The sequence below is a fragment of the Streptococcus oralis genome, from assembly GCF_023109005.1.
GTDB lineage: Bacteria > Bacillota > Bacilli > Lactobacillales > Streptococcaceae > Streptococcus > Streptococcus oralis_BU.
The window spans coordinates 100,026-117,764 of sequence record NZ_JALDTU010000005.1 but is presented as its reverse complement, the minus strand read 5'-3'; the positions used below and the strand labels follow the sequence as shown (position 1 = coordinate 117,764).

Sequence of the window (17,739 nt, the reverse complement as noted above, 5' to 3'; positions counted from 1 at the left end):
TGTCTTATAATTTACCTGCTACTGCCTCCAAGAGTTCTTGGATTTTCGCTTGATTGCTTCCTCCTGCCATGGCCATGTCTGGTTTACCACCACCACGTCCATCGACGATTGGAGCCAATTCTTTGACAAGGTTTCCTGCATGCACATCTTTTGTCTTGCTAGCTACAAGAACGTTCACCTTGTCACTGATAGCGGCAACTAGGACAAGCACATCAGAGTAGTCTTTTTGTTTCCAGTTATCCGCAAAGGTACGAAGGGCACCTGCATCTGATACAGAAACTTGGCTTGCAATGTAACGGTGATCGTTTGCTTCTTGAATATTCTTAAAGACATCGCCTGCTGCCGCTGCCGCTGCTTTTCCTTTCAACTCAGCATTTTCTTTTTGGAGCTGACGAAGTTGTTCTTGAAGTCCTTCAACCTTATGAGGAACTTCCTTGACTTGAGGTGCTTTCAAGGTTGCTGCGACGGCTTTCAGAGCATCTTCTTGTTCGCGGTAGGCTTCAAAGGCTTCCTTACCAGTCACTGCCAAGATACGGCGAGTTCCTGATCCGATTCCTTCTTCTTTGACAATCTTGAAGAGACCAATCTCAGAAGTGTTGCCAACGTGGGTACCACCACAAAGTTCCACTGAGTAGTCACCAATCGTAACAACACGAACTTCCTTACCGTATTTCTCACCAAAGAGGGCCATAGCACCCATTTCTTTAGCAGTGTCAATATCTGTCTCAACAGTTTCTACTGCAATTGCTTCCCAGATTTTCTCATTGACTTGCTGTTCAATGGCACGCAATTCTTCAGGAGTTACTGCTTGGAAGTGTGTGAAGTCAAAGCGAAGAAATTCGACTTCGTTAAGGGATCCTGCTTGTGTCGCATGGTTTCCAAGGATATTGTGAAGGGCTGCATGGAGCAAGTGAGTTGCTGTGTGGTTTTTCATGACACGGTGACGACGATTGGTATCGATGGCCAAGGTGTATTCTTGGTTCAAAGCAAGCGGTGCAAGAACTTCAACCGTGTGAAGAGCTTGTCCGTTTGGCGCTTTTTGAACATCTGTCACTGTAGCCACAAGGTTTCCTGCAGCATCCAAGATTTGACCGTGGTCAGCTACTTGTCCACCCATTTCAGCGTAGAATGGAGTTTCTGCAAAGATAAGAGAGGCAGTTCCTTCGGATACAGCTTCTACTTCAGCATTATCCGCTACGATAGCCACCAACTTAGACGGCAATTGGCTGGCATTGTAGTTGAAGACACTTTCCACTGTAATGTTTTGAAGGGTTTCATTTTGCATTCCCATTGAGCCACCTTTGACAGCTGACGCACGCGCACGCTCTTGCTGCTCTTTCATGGCTGCTTCAAAACCTTCACGATCGACAGTCATCCCAGCTTCTTCAGCGATTTCTTCCGTCAACTCAACTGGAAATCCGTATGTATCATAGAGTTTGAAGACATCTTGACCAGCGATAACCGTTTGGCCTTTTTCTTTCAAATCAGCTACAATGGTTTCTGCAAAGTGTTGACCTGAATGAAGGGTACGGGCAAATGACTCTTCCTCGCTCTTGATGATTTTTTCGATAAAGTCACGTTTTTCAAGCACTTCTGGGTAGTAGCTTTCCATGATTTTTCCAACAGTTGGAACGAGTTTGTAAAGGAAAGGCTCGTTGATGCCCAATTTTTGACCGTGCATAGAAGCACGACGGAGCAAACGACGAAGAACATAACCACGACCTTCATTTCCAGGAAGGGCACCATCACCGATGGCAAATGAAAGAGAACGGATATGGTCAGCAATGACCTTAAAGCTCATGTTGTCGCCATCTTGGTCATAAACCTTACCAGACAATTTCTCAACTTCACGAATGATTGGCATGAAGAGGTCCGTTTCAAAGTTTGTCTTAGCCCCTTGGATGACTGCCACCAAACGCTCCAAACCAGCGCCCGTATCAATGTTCTTATGCGGTAATTCCTTGTACTCACTACGAGGAACAGCAGGATCAGCGTTAAATTGTGACAGAACGATGTTCCAGATTTCGATGTAACGGTCGTTTTCGATATCCTCTGCAAGCAGACGAATACCGATGTTTTCTGGGTCAAAGGCTTCTCCACGGTCAAAGAAGATTTCTGTATCAGGTCCAGAAGGTCCCGCACCGATTTCCCAGAAGTTGTCTTCGATTGGGATCAAGTGACTTGGGTCCACTCCTACTTCAATCCAGCGGTTGTAAGAATCTTTATCGTCTGGATAGTAGGTCATGTACAGCTTATCAGCTGGAAAATCAAACCATTCAGGACTTGTCAAAAGCTCATAAGCCCATGTGATAGCCTCATCACGGAAGTAATCCCCGATAGAGAAGTTCCCCAGCATTTCAAACATGGTATGGTGGCGAGCCGTTTTTCCGACATTTTCGATGTCGTTGGTACGGATTGCTTTTTGCGCATTGGTGATACGTGGATTTTCAGGGATAATCGTCCCATCAAAGTATTTTTTAAGGGTTGCTACCCCAGAGTTAATCCACAAAAGAGTTGGGTCATTTACAGGAACCAAGCTGACTGATGGTTCGACAGAGTGTCCTTTGCTTGCCCAGAAATCAAGCCACATTTGGCGAACTTGAGCACTAGATAGTTGTTTCATAATATCTCCTTATTACTTGTTTAATTTGATTGGCTTTCCAGCATCTCCACATAGTCAATCGCGACACAGAGGGAAATGACTAGGTCTGCATAAGAGTCTTCATAGACGGTTACGGTGTAAGTTGAGGTCAAATGGAAAATCTCTTTCCTAATCTCGGCAATCACTTGGTCACGATCATCCAGCAATTTGAAATTTAAATCCCAGATATTGCCCTCGATACGAAGCCCTAGATCATCAAACTCATACTTATCTCGAAAGAAGGTCAACTTCTTACGAATGACGAAATTGGAACCGTTTCGTAGCTGAATAGTAAAGCGAGGAAGCAAGGTGAAAAATTCTTTACTGATTTCACTGACCTGCTCACCATAGGCGTCATAGATGGTAAAGGTCTTAGGAATTTGGAAGAAAGATCCCTCCACCTGATAGTTCACTACTCCTCTATCATCCTTAATATCGAAGCGTTCGCCCCCAAGACGAAACTTTTGTTTCACGAGAAATGTCTTCATAAACACCTCCAAAAATCAAAAGACAAGCCCATATCACGAAGGGCGAAAAACCGCGGTACCACCTTCATTCAATGAACTTGTCATTCTCTTATTCTTATGCAATTGTCTGATTGAGTAGCATGATTTCCTAGCTTAGATGGCTCGCAGCACCGCCATTTCTCTGGACTAAGATAATTGAAAATCAATTCTCAACTTTATTATTATAACGTTTTTGGAACAGTTAGTCAAGGTTGATGCCCAACTCATTTCTTTAGAAGTTTCCCAAATATTATATAGGCGATAGACCACAAGAAACTTCCAACCAATAAGAATTGACCTAAAACAATGAGATAATCCAAAATTGAGACCAACTTATACCATCCACTAAATAGAAGACAGGGAAGAACAGTAAAAAGCATAATGATAAAATGTATAATAGATTGTTTAAATAGCGACCAATTTTCAATTTCATAAATTACCGAGGCTGATGCTATCGAGGTAGCAATAATGCCAACCAAAAATATACTTTTAACCTGAAAAATATCAGTCCCTTGAAGTCTCATAAAAATTGCCAAACTGGTCATAATGACAAAAGGAATCATTCCTCTAAAAATAGCTTTTTTAATCATAGCTACTACCTCAATCATAAATTAAAATGCCTTTAACTCTATCGAAATTATAGCATAGTTAAGTGTATTTTTCTACTAATTCATAATCTATTTTAATAAATAACCTAGCCATAAAATGGTTAATTTTCTATGGCTAGGTTTTATTTTTTTGTCTGATTGAAATTATTTCCGATACATCTTAAATTGTAGGAATAGGTCACTGTAGATTCCTGTCCATTTATGGTCAAACTTCTCATAAACTTCTAGGTGTTTCATCGTATCTGCATCTGGATAGAAGGACTTGTCTTCTTTTGTCTCCTCTGGGAGCATTTCCTTGGCTGGTAGGTTTGGTGTTGAGTAGCCTACATACTCCGCATTTTTCAGAGCATTTTCGGGTTTCAACATAAAGTTGATAAAGGCATAGGCTGCATCTTGGTTTTTCACGGTTTTTGGAATGACCATGTTATCAAACCAGAGGTTGCTTGCCTCAGTCGGAACGACATACTTGAGGTTAGGATTTTTCTCCAACATCTGGCTGGCTTCCCCTGAGAAGGTCACACCAATAGCCGCATTGCTCTGGATCATGTAACCCTTCATCTCATCCGCCACAATGGCCTTGATATTTGGAGTCAATTTGTAGAGCTTATCCACTGTCTCTTCCAATTGCTGAGGATCCTTGGAGTTGAGACTGTAACCAAGTGAGTTAAGCCCGAGTCCCAGCACCTCACGCGCCCCATCAAAGAGCATAATGGAATCCTTGTATTCTGGTTTCCAGAGGTCATCCCAATGCTCGGGCGCCTCATCTATCATGGTTTCATTGTAAACAATTCCCAAGGTTCCCCAAAAATAAGGAATGGAGAATTTATTGCCCGGATCAAAAGACTGGTTGAGGAACTCTGGTCCGATATTTTCGATTCCTTCAATTTTTGAATAATCAAGCGGAACCAAGAGGTCTTCGTCCTTCATCTTGTTGATCATGTACTCACTAGGAATGGCAATATCATAGGTCGTTCCACCCTGCTTGATCTTGGTATACATGGCTTCGTTAGAATCAAAGGTCTCATACTGAACTTGGATTCCTGTTTCTTCTGTAAATTGCTCCAATAGTTCTGGATCGATGTAGTCACCCCAGTTGTAAATAACCAATTTCTGACTGTCTCGGCTATTGATTTTACTGTCTAGATGAGTCGCAATCCCCCACAAGACAAGGATAATCGCTACAATTCCTGCTAAAAATGAATAGAGTTTTTTCATGCTTGCTCCTCCTTCTCACGTGAGATAAAGTAATAGCCAACAACTAGGATAATACTAAAGAGAAAGACAAGTGCAGAGAGGGCATTGATCTCTAGCGAAATTCCCTTACGAGCACGAGAGTAGATTTCAACTGATAGAGTCGAAAAGCCATTTCCCGTTACGAAGAAGGTCACGGCAAAGTCATCAAGCGAGTAGGTAAAGGCCATAAAATAACCTGCAATGATAGACGGTGTCAGGTAAGGAAGCATGATTTCTTTAAACATCTGAAATTGACTAGCTCCAAGGTCATAAGCCGCATGAATCATGTCATCATTCATCTCCTTTAGACGAGGTAAGACCATCAAGACCACGATAGGGATGGAAAAGGCCACGTGACTAGATAGAACCGTCAAAAAGCCAAGTGAAAACTTAAGCTGGGTAAAGAGAATCAAGAAGCTGGCACCAATCATAACGTCAGGTGCAACCATGAGGATATTATTGAGTGATAAAAAGGCTTCTTGGTATTTCTTACGAGACTGATAGATATAGATGGCACCGAAAGTCCCGATAATGGTCGCAATCAAGGCAGCTAGAAAGGCCAAGAAAAAGGTTTGGGTGAGGATCAACATGAGACGACCATCACCAAACATAGTTTTAAAATGGCTCAAGCTAAAGCCGGTAAAACTGTTCATATCATCGCCAGCATTAAAGGCATAGCCAATCAAGTAAAAAATCGGCAAATAAAGGATGATAAAGACAAAGGCTAGGTAGAGATTGGCAAATTTTTTCATCGTTCTCTCCTTTCCTTGGTCACCCACATGGTGATGAACATGGTCAGGATGAGGATTACACCGATGGTAGAACCCATACCGTAGTTGTCATTGGTCAGGAAGTTCTGCTCAATGGCCGTTCCCAGCGTGATAACGCGGTTCCCACCGATCAAACGTGTCAGCATGAAGAGACTCAAGCTGGGGATAAAGACAGACTGAACCCCACTTCTCACTCCATTCATCGATAGAGGGAAGATGACATGGCGGAAAGTTTCCCACTTGGTCGCACCGAGGTCGTAGCTGGCATTGATGAGATTGTTATCCATATCATCCAAGACATTGAAAATCGGCAAAATCATAAAGGGAAGCTCGATGTAGCTTGCGACAAAGATGAAGGAGAAATCCGTAAAGAGCAACTGCTGCGAACCGATTCCGATAAATTCCAAAAATTGGTTAATAGAGCCATTTTGACCAAAAATCCCGATAAAGGCATAGGCCTTAAGAAGCAGATTGATCCAGGTTGGCAAGATAATCAGCATGAGCCAGAGTTGACGGTGCTTGAGACGGGTCAAAAAGAGGGCTGTTGGATAGCTGATGAGCAATGTTACTAAGGTCACAATTCCTGCATAGAGGACTGAGTTGAAGCTCATTTTAAGATAGGTCAAGTTTTGTGACGCAAAGTAGGATTTATAGTTTTCTAAGCTAAATTGGCCTTCAATGTTGAAAAAGGATTGACCGAAAATCAAGACCAAGGGTGCGAGAACAAAGAGGACAATCCAAAGCATGTAGGGCACTACAAAGAGTTTAGAGGTTGTTTTCTTCATCTCTTTCCTCCTCGATCGCGTTAATCAGACCTGCTTCTTGCTCTTCGATTTCTACGTACTCCTCGATACGAGCATCGAACTCTTCTTCGGTTTCGTTGAGACGCATGATGTGGATATCTTCTGGTTCAAAGTCCAGACCGATTTCCTCGCCAACAATGGCCTTACGAGTCGAGTGGATCATCCATTCATTTCCGAGCTCGTCATAGGCGATAATCTCGTAATGAACCCCACGGAAAAGCTGGGTATCAACCTTGACTTGGAGCTTGCCTTCTTCAGGAAGGGTAATGCGCAAGTCCTCTGGACGAATGACAACCTCAACTGGCTCATTTGGCTTCATCCCCCCATCGACCGCTTCGAAGCGTTTGCCGTTAAACTCAACCAAGTAGTCTTCAATCATGGTTCCTGGCAAGATATTGGACTCGCCGATAAAGGTGGCAACAAAGTGGTTGATTGGCTCATCATAGATATCTACAGGTGTTCCAGACTGAACAATCTCTCCATCGTTCATAACGAAAATCCAGTCACTCATAGCCAGGGCTTCCTCCTGATCGTGAGTGACAAAGACAAAGGTAATCCCCAATCGTTGCTGCAGCTCACGCAGTTCGTACTGCATGTCCGTTCGCAATTTCAAGTCCAGCGCTGACAAGGGCTCATCCAACAAGACCACACGGGGTTGGTTGATGATAGCACGGGCAATGGCTACACGCTGACGTTGTCCTCCAGAGAGTTTACGGATGGAACGTTTTTCATAACCTTCCAACTGAACCATCTTGAGCACTTCCGCTACACGTTGCTCGATTTCTTTCTTGTCGATTTTACGCAAGCGGAGCGGAAAGGCAACATTTTCAAACACATTCATATGTGGAAACAAGGCATAGGATTGGAAGACCGTATGGACGTCTCGCTTGTTGGTTGGGATGTCGTTAATCCGTACCCCATCCAGTAAAATATCCCCTGTCGTCGCATCTAGTAAACCTGCAATGATGTTCAGGATGGTTGATTTCCCAGAACCAGATGCGCCTAGTAAGGTATAGAACTTTCCCTCTTCCAACTCAAAGTTAATGTCTTTGAGAACCTTGGTGTTGCTGTCTTCAAAAACTTTAGAGACGTTTTTGAATTCAATAATTGGTTTTTTCAATTGTCATAAATTCCTTCTTTTTCATAAATTAACAGATCCGGGCTCTGTCAGGCCGCTACTACCTCGTGTAGGAGATTGAACTGCCTACATACATCTTCACTAACGATAGGCTTTCACCCCCTTTACAATGGTTATAGTAGCAGCTTTTCTACCCCAACCTTATTCCTTCTCACCCAAGATTCGGACTTCTCTTTCAAGAGTGACACCTGAGTGTTCCTTGACTTTTTCGATAACAGATTGGATCAAGTCTTCATAGTCTTTGGCCGTTCCGTCAGCAACATTGATCATGAAACCAGCGTGCTTTTCAGATACTTCAACACCACCGATACGATAGCCCTTCAAACCAGCCTCTGAAATCAACTGACCAGCAAAATGCCCCACTGGACGCTTAAAGACTGAACCACAAGATGGGTACTCTAAAGGCTGTTTAAGTTCACGGAGGTGCGTCAAGCGATCCATTTCCTGCTTGATAACCTGATGATTCCCTGGAGCTAGGGCAAATTTAGCTGACAAGACAATAGCCCCAGAATCCTGAATAGCTGAATGACGGTAACCAAAAGCCAAGTCCTTGACTGACAAGGTCTCGATTTCCCCTTCCTTGGTCAAAATTTGACAAGACTGCAAGATATGAGCAATCTCTCCTCCATAGGCACCCGCATTCATAAAGACAGCTCCTCCGATGCTTCCAGGAATCCCACAAGCAAACTCAAAACCAGTCAAACTATGACGGAGGGCAATACGTGTTGTTTCGATCAAGTTCGCTCCTGCTTCCGCTTCAATGGTATAGCCATCAACTGAAACGTTATTAAGCTTATCGCACAAGATGACAAAACCACGGATTCCACCTTCACGAACGATGATATTACTAGCATTTCCTAGCACCATCCAAGGAATATTCTCTTGATTGGCAAATTGGACGACACGGGCCATCTCATAGCGATTGCGTGGCAAAACTAGATAATCCGCTCGACCTCCTACCTTGGTATAGGTATAGGTCTTCAAAGGTTCCTTAAAACGAATATCGATTCCTTCTAGGATTTCAAGCATTTTTTCTTTTACTGACATGTCACTCTTCCTTTTTCAAAATTCATTCCATTATACCATTTTTAGAGACATTTGACGACCATAAAAAGAGCTTGTTTTATCCTTACATAAAAAAAGAGGTCTCCCCTCTTTTTATGATTTTTTCCAAAATGTAAATTTTGTCAGCCAGATAAAGACTAAAAGTTCTACGAGAAGAACAAACTCAACTAGAAGCGGATTCGCAATCCAGCCCACTTGAGATAGAGCTGGAGCTAAGTCGAACAAGGCATGTAATCCATAGGCAGCAACGAGATAAATCCATTTCTTTTGACGGACACTTTGATAGACCCAGACAGTAAGGCTAATTTGGAGAACCAGAGCAAGGACACGCTCAACTCCTAGTAAATAAACCTGCCATACAGAAAGAGACTGAACCGTTTCGAGTGTAGACTTTGGAAGAAGATTGGCTACATCAGTATTTGAAGACTGGATGAGTGAAAAGAGAATCAAAAGACTGATCAAGCTTCCCATTCCGAGATAGAGCATTTCCAAGCCCCCATGTCCCAAACCATAGGCCAAAGCATCTCGATCTTCTAGCTTTCTCTTTTTCTCCAACCATTTAAAAAAGACAAGACGAGCTGTTTCCTCAAAGAGGGCCGCCATGGCGATTCCATAAAGCACATATAAGAAAGGCTGCTCCTGCATAAGCGGAATGGTTCCATCTTTTTGCGGATGGAGTATCAGAAGGTGAACCATCTTCTCTAACACTTGAGAAGAAACAAAAAATGCGATTGCCCCCAAGCCCATCACTGCAAGAGAGATTTTAAACCGTTTTTTGGCATACCAAGTCCCACCTACTAGAATGAGAACCAAAGCGATCATGGTAAGGATAATATGTACTGTCATTTTTTTCTCCTATTCTGACTTATCAATATCTTTCTTCATCTCGTCAACGTTAAATTTGGCAAATAAATACTGGCGATCTTGGACTGGAAAACGTTGGTCCAACTGGTCGACTGCCCCAACCTCAATCATTCCTTCTTTGATAACAAAGTCCATCACATGCCCACCAAAGGTCAAATCATCTGAGATAAAATGCAAATGGTAGCCTGCAACACTCACCCCATGGAAAATCTCCGGTGTCCAAAATCCAACAATAGTTCCCGATACATTTTCACGGCTATATTCAGGTTGGTGAGTCGCTACATCAGCAAACTTAGTATCAGGTGTGGATTTGGGAATCATCCGTACGTGCATTTGTGAAAATTCACCATGAATCTTGATGGAACGAAAAAGATTTTCCCCATCATAATAGGACTCAATTCTTTTTTCCAATTCCTTATCTGTCATCTCAAAGCGCTGACGAAAAATCACTTCTGCCTGATGAGGAACCACTGCTGCATAGGGAATAAGAGCATCCGCTGCCACCTCGACGATTTCAGGCGTTTTACCAGATCCCTTGGCTTGATATGCCTTACCATCAAGGACAATCAACTCCCCATCAATCGAATCCAATGTCCCCAAGCCGAGGTCACCATGTTCCAGCAACTCTCCCACTGTCATGGTTCCACCATAGAGACCTGCCATTAGGGCACCTAAAGTATTGTATTGAAATAATTTTACCGGTTCCTGCACTTTTCTATCCATTCTCTTTCTTATCTTTTATTCAATGAATCATCATACTTTCTAAGTATACCACATTTGCTCCTAGTTGTGAAAGGGAGAAATGCTTTTCCCATTGCAAAGGAGGCAAAAAAAAGGTACAATGTAACAAAATCAACGGAGGTCTGGAATGAAGAAAGAAAGTAAATACCAAGCAGTCGTTTCCTTTCTAAAAAAGGGTATCGAATCAGGAAAATTCCCAACAGGTAGCCGGCTTCCCTCTATCCGTCAACTGAGCCAAGACTTCCACTGTAGCAAGGACACTATCCAACGAGCCCTGCTGGAATTACGCCATGAACAATACCTCTATGCCAAACCCCAAAGTGGCTACTATGTTCTGGAACAAGGACAGCACCAAGACTTGAAAATCGAAGTCACTGACGAACACGCTAGTGCCTATGATGACTTCCGACTCTGTGTCAATGAAACCCTGATAGGCCGAGAAAACTACCTCTTCAACTATTATGACAACCAAGAAGGCCTTGAGGAACTGAGACAATCTGTCCATCAACTTCTTTTCAACCAAGCCCTCTACTGCAAACCCGACCAACTGGTTCTGACTTCTGGCACCCAGCAAGCTCTCTTTATCCTTTCTCAGATCAACTTTCCGAGCGAGGGAGCGGAGATTTTGGTCGAACAACCGACCTATCACCGAATGAACCGCCTCTTGGTCGCTCAGGGATTGGCCTACCAGACCATTGAACGCCGTATTGATGGCATTGACCTTGAAGAACTGGAAGAACAGTTCAAATCTGGGAAAATCAAGTTTTTCTACACCATTCCTCGCTTTCACTATCCCCTAGGTCATTCCTATTCTGATCAGGAAAAAAGGGCTATTCTGGATCTAGCAAATCAGTATGGTGTTTACATCGTAGAGGATGACTATCTAGGGGATTTAGACCCTAAAAAAGGGCAGACCTTCCACTATCTGGACACTGAGGATCGGGTCATTTATATCAAGTCCTTCTCAACCAGCCTCTTTCCAGCCCTTCGTATCACCGCTCTCATTCTCCCAAATGCCCTAAAAGAGGCTTTTGTTTCCTACAAAAATATCCTGGACTATGACAGCAATCTCATCATGCAAAAAGCACTCTCTCTTTATATTGATAGTCAGTTATTTGAAAAAAATCGATTGGCCCGTCTTACCCTTCAAGAGAACTATCAGACTCGGATGAAGGAGCTACTTGAAAAAAACACCTGTCCCTTGCCCTACTATCCTCTACACGATGGCCTTCTGCTTGATTTGAGACACTATCCTAAGATTGCCAGTCTCAAACACAGCTCACTCAAACTAGACTTTTTTGAGAAGGCTTATTTGGACGCCTGTCCTTATCAGTTCGCCAAAGTCTCTCTCGAAAATCTAGAAGAGTTATTAGAATACCTAAAAGCAGAATTGGATTAAATTCCAACTCTGCTCTTTTCTTATTGCTCAACTTCTGTTAGTTTCGCTGCTTTTTCAAGATAAGTTTGATAGGTTCCGTCATCTTTCAGTTTTTGGATAACCTTATCGACTACTGCTTTCAAGTCTGATTGATTCTTCTTGATAGCAACAGCATTGGCTTCGCCGTCTTTCATCGTCAAATTAACAGTTGCAACGGCAAGATCCGAGTTTTTACCTGCGTAGCTGAGAGCAACTGGTTCATCCATATGAACAGCATCCACTTTTCCAGCCTGCAATTCATTAACTGCTTCCCCCATATTGGTCAAGGATGTCAATTGGGCATTTGGCAATTGTTCCTTGACCATGGTTTCTGGCACAGTTCCCTTTTGAGCTGCGATATTTGCACTTGCGAGGTTTGAAAGATCCTTGTATTTGTCTAAATCGGCTTTTCTAACCAAAAAACTCATCTTATTTTCATAGTAAGGGATTGAAAAGTCAAAGACTTCCTTTCTCTCATCTGTAGCACTAATTCCTGCTATGGCTAAGTCAGCCTTTCCAGTTTGAAGGCTAGTCAAGACATTGTCAAAACTCATACTAGAGATTTCAAGTTTAACCCCAAGCTCGTCTGCAATTGCTTGAGCCATATCAATATCTGCTCCAACTACCTGGTTTTTCCCATCTACCAAGGCTTGGAATTCAAATGGCGCATAGTCTGGGCTGGTCGCAACAACTAGCTTTCCTTTTTGTTTAATAGCGTCCACAGCAGACTGGGAACTATCCATTCCTGACTGGCAAGCTACTAAAACCACACTGGCAAGCATGCTACACACAACTAATATCCATTTCTTAAATTTCATAAATAAACGACCTTTCTGTTAATTATGAATAATTATAACTCTTTTAAAAATAGTTGTCAACCCTTTTAGAGATTTTGATTGTAAAACAATTCTTTTCATAAAAAAAGAAGACTGATTTATTTTAATCAGCCTTTTCTTCTGTATATTTAAACCGTTTCTTATAGTTCGACAATCTTACCTGTTTCAAAGTAAACAACCCATTCACAGATATTCTTTGCGTAGTCTCCGATACGTTCCAAGAAAGAAATGACCTGGAAGTAATCACGGCCTGTAACGATAGCTTCAGGATTTTTCCTAATTTCTTCTGTAGCCAAATCTCGGATGCTATCAAAGTAATGGTTGATTTTTTCATCCATAGCCGCTACTTCGTAGGCTTGATCCACAGAACCGTTGAGATAGAGATCTAGAGCTGCTTCGACGAAGTTTTTCACGTCGCGTCCCATCTTTTTGATTTCTTCTTCAACGGCGGGGATGCGTTGCTCTCCCTTCATGCGAATAGTTGCTTTCGCAATTGACACCGCGTGATCTCCCATACGTTCCAAATCGGATACGGCCTTGAGAACTGTCAAGACAGTACGAAGGTCTTGTGAAACAGGTTGCTGGAGGGCAATCATTTCAAATGATTTCTTTTCTAGTTTCACTTCATATTCATTTATCTCTGCGTCTTCCTCGATAACTTCTTTTGCCAAATCACGGTCGTGCGTGACAAAGGCGCGCACTGTACGATTGATTTGTGAGAGCACTTCTTGTCCCATGGCGTAGAACTGGTTGTGCAATTTCTCCAAATCTTCTTCAAATTGAGATCGTAACATCATTCAACTCCTTATCCAAATTTTCCTGTAATATAATCTTCTGTTTCCTTGTTTTGTGGGTCTAGGAACATCTTCTTCGTATCGTTAAACTCGATCAAATCCCCATCTAGGAAAAATCCTGTTTTATCAGAGATACGAGAGGCTTGTTGCATCGAACGCGTTACCAAGAGCATGGTGTATTTATCTTTCAGACCATACAAGGTTTCCTCAATCTTACCAGCTGAGATAGGATCCAAAGCTGAAGTTGGTTCATCCAAGAGAATAATCTTGGGACTGGTTGCTAAGACACGAGCAACACAAACACGTTGTTGTTGTCCACCTGAGAGACCAATGGCTGAATCATGCAAGCGATCCTTGACCTCATCCCAAATAGAAGCGCGTTGCAAAGCTTTTTCCACCGCTTCATCCAAAACATGTTTATCCCTGACTCCATTGATACGTAGGCCGTAGACAACATTTTCATAGATAGACATAGGGAAAGGATTGGGCTGTTGAAAGACCATACCGATTTCCTTACGCAATTCAACCGTATCGGTACGTGGACTGTAGATATTGTGGCCATTATAAATCACTGTTCCAGTTGTTGTCACCTCAGGATTTAGATCGCCCATGCGGTTGATGGCTTTGAGCAGGGTGGACTTTCCTGATCCAGAAGGACCAATCAAGGCTGTTATTTCCTTAGGTTGGAAAGAAAGGGAAACACTATTCAAAGCCTTCTTTTTATTGTAATAAACGGACAGGTCTTTAACCTGCAAAATCGGTTCTGTCATACTGCTTCCTTTCTAACCAAAGTGTCCCGTTACATAGTCATTGGTTGACTGTAACTTAGCATTTTGGAAAATATTGGATGTCTTATCATACTCAATCAAATCGCCCAAGTAGAAAAATCCTGTGTAGTCACTTGCACGCGCTGCCTGCTGCATACTGTGGGTAACGATGATGATGGTAAAGTCTTTCTTCAATTCCAACATAGTCTCTTCCAGCTGGGCTGTCGCAATCGGATCCAAGGCTGACGCCGGTTCATCCATCAAGAGGATATCTGGCTTAACAGAGATAGCGCGAGCGATACAGAGACGTTGTTGCTGTCCACCAGAGAGCATCAAGGCTGATTTGTGGAGGTCATCTTTAACCTGATCCCAAAGGGCAGCCTGTCGGAGAGAGGTTTCGACAATTTCATCCAAGACTTTCTTATCCTTGACTCCTGCACGTTCATGAGCAAAAGTGATGTTGCGGTAAATAGACTTGGCAAATGGATTTGGACGTTGGAAGACCATTCCGATATGCTTGCGCATCTCATAGACATTGATTTCTGGACGGTTGACGTCAATCCCTTGGTAGAGGATTTGACCTGTGACCTTGGCAATATCAATGGTATCATTCATCCGATTGAGACTGCGAAGGTAAGTAGATTTCCCAGATCCGGAAGGACCAATCAAGGCCGTTATTTTATTTCTTTCAAATTGCATATCGATGCCCTTGATGGATTCATTTTTACCGTAGTAAACATGTAAATCCTTGGTAGAGAGGGCCACTTTTTCTTCAGGGAAGGTGATGATATGCTTTTCATCCCAGTTATATTTTGACATGGCTTCTCCTTTAGGCAGCGGTTAATTTCTTGTGTAGATAGCTTCCGAGTTTGCGTGCTCCAAAGTTAAAAATCAAGATAAAGATGAGGAGCACGGCGGCAGAACCAGCAGATACAATGGTAGCATCAGGAATGGTTCCTTCACTGTTGACCTTCCAAATGTGGACAGCCAAGGTTTCTGCTTGACGGAAGATTGAGATGGGGCTGGTAACACTGAGGATATTCCAGTTAGACCAGTCAAGGGCTGGAGCGGATTGTCCTGCCGTATAGATAAGAGCGGCGGCCTCACCAAAGATACGGCCAGAGGCCAAGACAACACCCGTTACGATGCCTGGAAGAGCTTCTGGAATGACGACATGAACTACAGTCTCCCAACGAGAAATTCCAAGAGCTAAGCCAGCCTCACGTTGTGTATGGTGAACGTGTTTTAAACTGTCCTCAACATTTCGAGTCATCTGAGGGAGGTTAAAGACCGTCAAGGCCAAGGCACCTGAAATGATTGAAAATCCATACTCAAACTGGACTACAAAAATCAAGTAACCAAAGAGACCCACAACGACTGATGGTAGAGAAGACAAAATCTCAATACAGGTTCTGACAAAATTTGTCACAGGACCCTTTTTTGCATATTCAGCTAGGTAAATCCCAGCCCCCATAGACAAAGGCACAGAGATAATCAAGGTAATGACTAAAAGGAAGAAGGAATTGTAGAGCTGAATCCCGATACCCCCACCTGCTTGATAAGAGGAGGATTTCCCAGTCAAGAAGGACCAAGAGATATGAGGTAACCCTCGAACCAGGATATAGAGAATCAAGGATGCCAAGATGGCAACAATGATACCAGCGATGGTATAGAGGACAGCTGTTGCAAGTTTATCTAATTTCTTAGCGTGCATAGTTTTTCTTTCCTCTTTCTTTCGTAATCAACTTAATCACACTATTAAAGGCCAAACTCATCAAGAGCAATACTAAGGCCAGTGACCAGAGAACGTTATTATCAACCGTTCCCATGACGGTATTTCCGATCCCCATAGTCAATACAGATGTCAAGGTCGCAGCTGGTGTTGTTAGCGAGGTTGGGATAACTGCTGAGTTTCCGACAACCATCTGAATAGCAAGAGCTTCACCAAAGGCACGCGCCATCCCAAAGACCACTGCAGTAAAAATACCTGAACGTGCTGCTTTCAAGGTCACACGCCAGATGGTTTGCCAACGAGTGGCTCCCATAGCTAAACTAGCTTCACGGTAATGACGAGGAACAGCACGCAAGCTGTCTGTTGTCATAAAGGTTACAGTTGGTAGGATCATGACAAAGAGAACGAAAATCCCTGACAAGATCCCAAAACCAGTTCCACCAAAGACGCTACGGACAAAAGGCACCACAACTTGCAAACCGATAAATCCATAAACGACTGAAGGAATACCGACGAGGAGTTCAATGGCTGGTTGCAAGATTTTTGCACCCTTTGGTGATACTTCTGTCATAAAGACTGCAGCCCCAATAGCAAAGGGTGTTGCGATGAGGGCTGATAAAATCGTCACAATAAAGGAACCCAAAATCATCGGAAGGGCACCAAATTGTTTCCCTGAAGGATTCCAAGTTTGTCCAAAGAGGAAATCAAAGATGTTCACTCCATTGACAAAGAAGGTCGACAAGCCTTTTTGGGCTACAAAAATCAGAATCATGGCCACAATGATAACAATCAAAGAAAGGCAAGTGAAAGTCAAACCTTTACCAAACTTCTCAAAGCGAGAGTTCTTTGAAGGAGAGAGTAATTTTTTAGATAATTCTTCTTGATTCATTATTGACCTCCTTCTACTGCTGTAACGGTACCTGAAGCATCCTTTTGGACTTTCATTTCATTGATAGAGATATAGCCCATGCCTTTAACAATTCCATTTTGGGCTTCATCTGAGAGGACGAAATTCAGGAATTCAGCAGCTAACTCATTTGGCTGACCAAGTGTGTACATATGTTCATAAGACCACAAAGGCCAATTGTTGGTCGTTACATTCTCAGATGTAGGTTCATACCCATTCAGTTTCATACTTTTCACTGAGTCATCTACATAGGCAAAGGCTAGGTAAGAAATGGCTCCAGGCGTTTGGGATACAATCGACTTGACCATCCCGTTAGAATCCTGCTCCTGGCTCTGCATAGCAGATTGGCCATTCATAACCACCGTATCAAACGTCGCTCGTGAACCAGAACTTGCTGCTCGGTTGATGATTGAAATGGCCAGGTCTTTGCCCCCAACTTCTTTCCAGTTGGTCACTTCACCTGTAAAGATTTTGCGAAGTTGCTCGGTTGTGAGATTTTCAACATCCACTTCTTTGTTTACAATCACTGCAAGACCAGCCACTGCAACCTTGTGGTCTACTAGAGCTGAAGCATCGATTCCATCTTTTTCCTCTGCAAAGACGTCAGAGTTCCCGATGTCTACTGCTCCAGACTGGACTTGGGAAAGTCCTGTACCCGATCCACCACCTTGAACATTGACTGTTTTTCCGATGTTTCTAGAACTAAATTCATCTGCTGCTGCTTCGACAAGAGGTTGAAGAGCTGTTGAACCAACAGCTGTCATGGATTCTCCACGATCAATCCAGCTAGCACATCCTGCTAGAGAACCTGCCACCAAAAGAGTCGCAAGAGACATGACGAGCTTTTTTCTTTTTTTCACTGTTTTTCTCCTTGAACATAATGATGAATGTTCTGATTTCTTCCGTTTGTCCTGATC

Annotated in this window: 18 protein-coding genes; 1 reads left to right on the top strand and 17 read right to left on the bottom strand. The window is 43.0% G+C overall.

Going from position 1 to position 17,739, the window contains the following annotated elements; translation table 11 throughout:
- Positions 1 to 4: 4 nt before the first annotated feature.
- The 10 genes from alaS to budA form a co-directional block, all read right to left on the bottom strand.
- A complete protein-coding gene (gene alaS / locus M1F56_RS06430; RefSeq protein ID WP_247917223.1) occupies positions 5 to 2,623 on the bottom strand; it encodes an alanine--tRNA ligase in 2,619 nt (872 codons plus the stop codon).
- Positions 2,624 to 2,643: 20 nt separating this feature from the next.
- Complete coding sequence (locus M1F56_RS06425) at positions 2,644 to 3,129, bottom strand: LURP-one-related/scramblase family protein (RefSeq protein ID WP_000847083.1); 486 nt, start codon at positions 3,127 to 3,129, stop codon at positions 2,644 to 2,646.
- Between the two features lie 242 nt (positions 3,130 to 3,371).
- On the bottom strand, positions 3,372 to 3,737 hold the full coding sequence (locus M1F56_RS06420) for a DUF3021 family protein (RefSeq protein ID WP_247917222.1): 366 nt from the start codon (positions 3,735 to 3,737) through the stop codon (positions 3,372 to 3,374).
- 162 nt (positions 3,738 to 3,899) lie between these two features.
- Positions 3,900 to 4,970 (bottom strand): ABC transporter substrate-binding protein, encoded by a 1,071-nt coding sequence (locus M1F56_RS06415; RefSeq protein WP_247917221.1) that lies wholly within the window; start codon positions 4,968 to 4,970, stop codon positions 3,900 to 3,902.
- Complete coding sequence (locus M1F56_RS06410; protein ID WP_007518333.1) at positions 4,967 to 5,740, bottom strand: ABC transporter permease; 774 nt, start codon at positions 5,738 to 5,740, stop codon at positions 4,967 to 4,969. The genes M1F56_RS06415 and M1F56_RS06410 overlap by 4 nt, the downstream gene beginning before the upstream one ends.
- Entirely contained in the window at positions 5,737 to 6,543 is an 807-nt protein-coding gene (locus M1F56_RS06405) for an ABC transporter permease (RefSeq protein ID WP_000754122.1), read from the bottom strand. The genes M1F56_RS06410 and M1F56_RS06405 overlap by 4 nt, the downstream gene beginning before the upstream one ends.
- Positions 6,524 to 7,681 carry an ABC transporter ATP-binding protein gene (locus tag M1F56_RS06400; protein WP_000742901.1) on the bottom strand — a complete coding sequence of 386 codons (1,158 nt, stop codon included), beginning with the start codon at positions 7,679 to 7,681 and terminating at the stop codon, positions 6,524 to 6,526. Before M1F56_RS06400 ends, M1F56_RS06405 begins: the two co-directional genes overlap by 20 nt.
- Before the next feature lie 159 nt (positions 7,682 to 7,840).
- Positions 7,841 to 8,746, bottom strand: coding sequence for a UDP-N-acetylmuramate dehydrogenase (gene murB / locus M1F56_RS06395; protein WP_038806007.1), 906 nt, complete (start codon positions 8,744 to 8,746; stop codon positions 7,841 to 7,843).
- A gap of 111 nt (positions 8,747 to 8,857) precedes the next feature.
- Positions 8,858 to 9,610, bottom strand: a complete 753-nt coding sequence (locus tag M1F56_RS06390; RefSeq protein WP_247917220.1) for a YhfC family intramembrane metalloprotease — start codon at positions 9,608 to 9,610, stop codon at positions 8,858 to 8,860.
- 9 nt (positions 9,611 to 9,619) lie between these two features.
- Positions 9,620 to 10,351 (bottom strand): acetolactate decarboxylase, encoded by a 732-nt coding sequence (gene budA / locus M1F56_RS06385; protein ID WP_247917219.1) that lies wholly within the window; start codon positions 10,349 to 10,351, stop codon positions 9,620 to 9,622.
- Positions 10,352 to 10,496: 145 nt separating this feature from the next.
- Here budA and M1F56_RS06380 point away from each other — a divergent pair, with 145 nt between their 5' ends.
- Positions 10,497 to 11,768 carry a PLP-dependent aminotransferase family protein gene (locus tag M1F56_RS06380; protein ID WP_247917218.1) on the top strand — a complete coding sequence of 424 codons (1,272 nt, stop codon included), beginning with the start codon at positions 10,497 to 10,499 and terminating at the stop codon, positions 11,766 to 11,768.
- A gap of 20 nt (positions 11,769 to 11,788) precedes the next feature.
- On the opposite strand, the gene M1F56_RS06375 is transcribed toward M1F56_RS06380, so the two are convergent.
- The 7 genes from M1F56_RS06375 to M1F56_RS06345 all read right to left on the bottom strand — a co-directional run bounded on the left by M1F56_RS06375 (position 11,789) and on the right by M1F56_RS06345 (position 17,682).
- On the bottom strand, positions 11,789 to 12,604 hold the full coding sequence (locus M1F56_RS06375) for an ABC transporter substrate-binding protein (RefSeq protein ID WP_247917217.1): 816 nt from the start codon (positions 12,602 to 12,604) through the stop codon (positions 11,789 to 11,791).
- A 158-nt stretch (positions 12,605 to 12,762) separates the two neighbouring features.
- Positions 12,763 to 13,416 (bottom strand): phosphate signaling complex protein PhoU, encoded by a 654-nt coding sequence (gene phoU, locus M1F56_RS06370; protein WP_223332141.1) that lies wholly within the window; start codon positions 13,414 to 13,416, stop codon positions 12,763 to 12,765.
- Positions 13,417 to 13,427: 11 nt separating this feature from the next.
- The gene (gene pstB / locus M1F56_RS06365) at positions 13,428 to 14,186 is read right to left on the bottom strand and encodes a phosphate ABC transporter ATP-binding protein PstB (RefSeq protein ID WP_000138671.1); all 759 of its coding nucleotides are present in this window, start codon (positions 14,184 to 14,186) and stop codon (positions 13,428 to 13,430) included.
- A 12-nt stretch (positions 14,187 to 14,198) separates the two neighbouring features.
- Positions 14,199 to 15,002 carry a phosphate ABC transporter ATP-binding protein PstB gene (gene pstB, locus M1F56_RS06360; RefSeq protein ID WP_009730331.1) on the bottom strand — a complete coding sequence of 268 codons (804 nt, stop codon included), beginning with the start codon at positions 15,000 to 15,002 and terminating at the stop codon, positions 14,199 to 14,201.
- A 10-nt stretch (positions 15,003 to 15,012) separates the two neighbouring features.
- The gene (gene pstA, locus M1F56_RS06355; protein WP_000543049.1) at positions 15,013 to 15,897 is read right to left on the bottom strand and encodes a phosphate ABC transporter permease PstA; all 885 of its coding nucleotides are present in this window, start codon (positions 15,895 to 15,897) and stop codon (positions 15,013 to 15,015) included.
- Positions 15,887 to 16,804 (bottom strand): phosphate ABC transporter permease subunit PstC, encoded by a 918-nt coding sequence (pstC, locus tag M1F56_RS06350; RefSeq protein WP_049479152.1) that lies wholly within the window; start codon positions 16,802 to 16,804, stop codon positions 15,887 to 15,889. The genes pstA and pstC overlap by 11 nt, the downstream gene beginning before the upstream one ends.
- The gene (locus M1F56_RS06345; RefSeq protein WP_247917216.1) at positions 16,804 to 17,682 is read right to left on the bottom strand and encodes a phosphate ABC transporter substrate-binding protein PstS; all 879 of its coding nucleotides are present in this window, start codon (positions 17,680 to 17,682) and stop codon (positions 16,804 to 16,806) included. Before M1F56_RS06345 ends, pstC begins: the two co-directional genes overlap by 1 nt.
- Positions 17,683 to 17,739: the final 57 nt, after the last annotated feature.